The organism is Streptomyces sp. NRRL B-24572, from assembly GCF_002156145.1.
Lineage (GTDB): Bacteria > Actinomycetota > Actinomycetes > Streptomycetales > Streptomycetaceae > Streptomyces > Streptomyces vietnamensis.
The window spans coordinates 1-4,482 of record NZ_MWIG01000681.1; the positions used below are offsets into that span (position 1 = coordinate 1).

A 4,482-nucleotide genomic window follows, 5' to 3' on the forward strand; every position below is an offset into this window, starting at 1 on the left:
GCATCCTCAGCGGCGCCCGCCGCAACCTCGTCGCCGTCGGCGCGGGCGCGCTCCTCGTCGCCGTCCTCGGCACCGTCGTGACCCTCGGCGCCACCTCCGGCAACGGCGAGGACCCCGCAACCGACCGCGTCACCTCCGACAGCACCGCGAGCGAGAGCGGCACCGACGACGGCATCGACGGCACGGAGCCGCCCGCCGAGGGCGAGGCCGACCCGGGCGAGACCGGGAAGGCCACGCACTCGGACTCCCCGAGCCCGTCGAGCTCGGACAGCAGCTCGCCGTCCGCCTCGACGGACCCGTCCGAGTCCGGCTCTCCGTCGCCCTCGGACAGCCCGTCGGAGACGACGTCCCCCACCGCGACGACGGAGCCCACCGGGGGACCCACGACGACGGCCCCCGCCACGACCGGCGGGCCGCGCCCGACGACGACGTCGCCGAGGCCGACGACCTCGTCGCCGAAGCCGCCGACGACCACCACCAACCCGCCGCCGACGACCGAGCCGCCGACGACGGCCCCGCCGACGACCACCGCGCCCCCGGCGAGCGAGACCACGATCCTCAACGCCTCCTCCGCCTCGGAGTCGCCGTCCTGACCCCCGTACGGACAAGGCGACGGCCCCGGGCGCGCTCACCGCACCCGGGGCCGTCCCCGTACTCGTACTCCCGCCGCCGCTAGAACAGCCGCAGCTTGTCGTCCTCGATGCCGCGCAGCGCGTCGTAGTCGAGGACCACGCAGCCGATCCCGCGGTCCGTCGCGAGGACCCGTGCCTGCGGCTTGATCTCCTGGGCCGCGAAGACGCCCTTCACCGGCGCCAGGTGCGGATCGCGGTTGAGCAGCTCCAGGTAGCGGGTCAGCTGCTCGACGCCGTCGATCTCGCCGCGCCGCTTGATCTCCACCGCGATCGTCGCGCCGTCGGCGTCCCGGCACAGGATGTCCACGGGGCCGATCGCCGTCGGGTACTCGCGGCGGATCAGGGTGTAGCCCTCGCCGAGGGTCTCGATGCGGTCGGCGAGCAGCTCCTGGAGGTGCGCCTCGACGCCGTCCTTGATGAGACCCGGGTCCACGCCCAGCTCGTGCGAGGAGTCGTGGAGGATCTCCTCCATCGTGATGATCAGTTTCTCGCCCGCTTTGTTGATCACGGTCCAGACGCCCGCCTCACCGTCGACACCCTCCTTGAGGGTGCACGGCGGGGACATCCAGTTGAGCGGTTTGTACGCCCGGTCGTCCGCGTGGATGGAGACGCTGCCGTCTGCCTTGACCAGGATCAGACGGGGCGCGGAGGGCAGGTGGGCCGTGAGTCGACCCGCGTAGTCCACGGAGCAACGGGCAATGACGAGACGCATGGTCGCCAACGCTACAAGACGGGCGCTCTTCCGCGCGATCCGGGCATCGTCCGACCACCCGATGGGGGTGGTCGTTGGCCGAACACCCGTCGGTTATCAGCCGGTTGTGTGCCCATTCTTCTGGTGTCGCCCGGACCGCGCGCTTACCGTGGAAGCTGGAGGTCGTCGTCCGTGCACGCTGCGTGGCGTACGTCGGCCTTCGTCCCTGCCCGCAAGACCCCGTCCGCGGGGTCGCGAGAGGAGAACCCATGTCGCTCGACGTCTCACCGGCCCTGTTGGAACAGGCCGAGCGAGGCGAGGTCGACGAAGCCGACTTCGTCGACTGCGTCCGGACCTCCCTGCCCTACGCATGGGAGATGATCAGTTCTCTGGTGGCACAGCTGAAGGTCGACGGCGGAGAGTTCGCCGACAACCAGACGCCGCCGCCGAATGAGCAGGCACGTGGTCAGCTGCTGCGCGCGCTCGCGAGCGACGCCATTCGTGGTGCGCTGCAGCGGCATTTCGGGGTGCGTCTCGCCTTCCAGAACTGCCACCGCGTGGCGGTCTTCCCGCTGGACCCGTCGGTGGACGAGCGCCTCGCCCGCTTCACGTCCGTACGGGGACAGCTGCTGAACCAGTCGCCCGAACTGCGCGACTGCTGAGACATGGTGCTGCCGCTCCACACCGCGGGAGGACGCGATCGATGCGAGCCGACGCGCATCGCCGCCGACAGGTGCGGGAGCGGCAGCACGGTCCGGAACAGGATCACACCAGGAGCGGCAGGACCTCCGCGCCCAGGCGCCGGACGTTCTCCTCGGTCGCCGCGAGGTCGCCCGAGCCCTCCGCAAGCAGGGCGAAGCGCGTGATGCCCGTACGCTCCGAGGTCGCCGCGAGCCGGTCCGCCGCGTGCCGCGGCGTGCCCACCGGGTGCAGTCCGCACAGCAGCTCCGTGTACGCGACGGGGTCCCGCATCACCCGGTGCCGGCCGTCCACCGTCACATGCGCGTCGAGCCCCTGCTTCAGCCAGCCCGGCATCGCCTTCACCAGCGCCTCCGCCGCGTCCGCCCCCCGGTCCGCGAGCTGCGCGACCCCCGCCGAGACGTGGCAGGCGCCGATCCGCGCGATCTCCTCCGGGTCCCGCCCGGCCTCCCGCGCGCACCGCGCCCAGGCCGCGACCATCTCGGCCTTGTCCTCGTCGCCGCAGTGCATGCCGAGCAGCATCGGCAGTCCGCGCTCCGCCGCGAGCCTGACGCTCTTCGGCGAGGTGCAGGCCACCACCACCTCGGGGGAGGCCGCCCCGCCGATCAGCTCGTCGGGCCGGGGCACCACGGGCACCTCACGGAAAGCGAATCGTTCCCCCGAGGCGCCGACGCGCGGCTCGGTGAGCCAGCGAAGCAGCAGATCGAGCGATTCGGGGAACCCGTTCTCGTACGCCTCCAGGCCCGCGCCGAAGACCTCCAGGTCGACCCAGGGACCGCCCCGGCCCACCCCGAGGGTGAACCTGCCGCCCGAGGTGAGGTGCAGCAGCGCCGCCTGCTCGCCGAGGGCCACCGGGTGGACGGTCGGCAGCACGCTCACCGCCGTGCCGACCCGGAGCCGCCGGGTGCGGCCGAGGAGCAGCGCGGCCAGTGTCACGGCCGAGGGGCAGACCCCGTACGGCACGAAGTGGTGCTCGGCGAGCCAGACGGAGTCGAGCCCCGCCTCCTCGGCGACCTCGGCGGTCCGCACCGCCCGGTGCAGTGCCTCCCCCTGGCCCTGGCCCGGGAACTGGGCTGCCAGAACGAACGTACCCACGCGCATCGCCTTCTGCCTCCTTGCGGCCGACGCGTATCTCCCCTCGCACTGGCACCAACGTCTGACACGTGCCAAAGGCAACGGCCGTTCATGAAGTTCTTGCGATTTTCGGCTAAGCCGTCCCGGGCGGGGCCCGGGGCACCGGGTGGCGGCCCGTAGGCTGGAGGGAACGGTCCGTGTTCCCAGACCCCGTGAGGTGTGCCCGTGTCCCCGCGTCACAACCGCTCCCGAGGCGGCGGTAAGCCCGAGCAGCAGGGCGACCACGGAGACCGGTACGGCGGTGCGCAGCGCACCGAGACCTGGCAGGGCGAGGAGTGGTACGTCCGGCTGGTCGCCGGGGCGAGCGCACCGGGCAAGCGCTACCGCTGCCCCGGCTGCGACCAGGAGATCCCGCCCGGCGCCCCGCATCTGGTCGCCTGGCCGGAGTACGGGGGAGTGGACGACCGCCGGCACTGGCACAAGGCCTGCTGGAACGCGAAGGACCGCCGCACCAGCAGGGTGCAGCGGTCCCGCAACGCGCCGAGGTACTAGTCCGTCAGACGTCCCGGCTGTTCAGCAGGGCGTACGCGCCGCCCAGTGCCGCCGCCGCGACGGCGGCCATGATCAGCAGCGCCTCCCAGCCCGCCGGGCCGGAGTCGCCGAACTGCGGGGCGTCGTTGTAGAGCGCGATCATCTGCGAGGGGATCGAGTAGGTGAACAGGAACTTCTGCACCGACTGCAGCGCCTCGGCCATCATGAACATGCCCGCCACCAGCGGCAGCAGCAGCACACCGATCATCACCGTGATCGCACCGGCCGAGTGCCGGACGAGCGTCCCCACGGCGAGCGAGACCAGCCCGAGCAGGGCCAGGTAGGCGCCCGCGCCGACCGTCGCCCGCAGCCACTCGGCACCCGTCGGCGTCGCCGCCGTGTCCACGAGCGCGACCTGCGCCGCCGCCACCAGGGCCGCCATCACCGTGGTGACCGAGAAGACCAGCAGGAAGAAGACGATCGCCTTCGCCGTCAGCACCCGGGCCCGGCTCGGGCAGGCCGTCAGCGTCGTACGGATCATGCCCGTGCCGTACTCGGAGGAGATCGTCAGGACGCCGAGCGTGATCACGCAGATCGACGCCGGCAGCATCCCGAAGAAGCCGAAGGCCAGCGCGGACTGCTCGCCCATCTCGACGTCGGCGCCCGAGGCGATGGCCGCGACGCCCAGGCCGATGGCGAGCATCAGCAGGATCATCACCCCCAGCGTCCACACCGTCGAACGCACCGAGCGGATCTTCGTCCACTCGGAGGCGAGCGCGTCACCGAGGTGCGCGGCGCGGACCGGGATGGGGGAGACGTAGGAGTACGGCGCCGGGGCCGGGGCCTGGTGGTGGG

General features: G+C 72.2%; 5 protein-coding genes and 1 pseudogene. 3 read left to right on the forward strand and 3 right to left on the reverse strand.

Translation table 11 applies throughout. The features are described from left to right. Positions 1 to 593, forward strand: a pseudogene (locus tag CCN56_RS43590) (ATP-binding protein); the annotation flags it as partial. Between the two features lie 79 nt (positions 594 to 672). Here the strand turns inward: CCN56_RS43590 and nucS are convergent. Further along, positions 673 to 1,344 (reverse strand): endonuclease NucS, encoded by a 672-nt coding sequence (gene nucS / locus CCN56_RS33405; RefSeq protein ID WP_179200069.1) that lies wholly within the window; start codon positions 1,342 to 1,344, stop codon positions 673 to 675. A 248-nt stretch (positions 1,345 to 1,592) separates the two neighbouring features. Between nucS and CCN56_RS33410 the strand changes: the two genes are divergently transcribed. Beyond that, positions 1,593 to 1,985, forward strand: coding sequence for an SCO5389 family protein (locus CCN56_RS33410; protein WP_015036224.1), 393 nt, complete (start codon positions 1,593 to 1,595; stop codon positions 1,983 to 1,985). 103 nt (positions 1,986 to 2,088) lie between these two features. On the opposite strand, the gene CCN56_RS33415 is transcribed toward CCN56_RS33410, so the two are convergent. Next, the gene (locus tag CCN56_RS33415) at positions 2,089 to 3,123 is read right to left on the reverse strand and encodes an LLM class flavin-dependent oxidoreductase (RefSeq protein ID WP_086831591.1); all 1,035 of its coding nucleotides are present in this window, start codon (positions 3,121 to 3,123) and stop codon (positions 2,089 to 2,091) included. 198 nt (positions 3,124 to 3,321) lie between these two features. Here CCN56_RS33415 and CCN56_RS33420 point away from each other — a divergent pair, with 198 nt between their 5' ends. Beyond that, positions 3,322 to 3,648, forward strand: coding sequence for an ATP/GTP-binding protein (locus CCN56_RS33420; RefSeq protein ID WP_086831592.1), 327 nt, complete (start codon positions 3,322 to 3,324; stop codon positions 3,646 to 3,648). A 4-nt stretch (positions 3,649 to 3,652) separates the two neighbouring features. Here CCN56_RS33420 and CCN56_RS33425 read toward each other — a convergent pair whose 3' ends face one another. Beyond that, a complete protein-coding gene (locus tag CCN56_RS33425) occupies positions 3,653 to 4,435 on the reverse strand; it encodes an ABC transporter permease (RefSeq protein WP_086831593.1) in 783 nt (260 codons plus the stop codon). Positions 4,436 to 4,482: the final 47 nt, after the last annotated feature.

Coding starts and splice junctions, on each gene's coding strand:
- nucS (WP_179200069.1), bottom strand. CDS start 1,344: ATGCGTCTCGTCATTGCCCGTTGCTCCGTGGACTACGCGGGTCGACTC.
- CCN56_RS33410 (WP_015036224.1), top strand. CDS start 1,593: ATGTCGCTCGACGTCTCACCGGCCCTGTTGGAACAGGCCGAGCGAGGC.
- CCN56_RS33415 (WP_086831591.1), bottom strand. CDS start 3,123: ATGCGCGTGGGTACGTTCGTTCTGGCAGCCCAGTTCCCGGGCCAGGGC.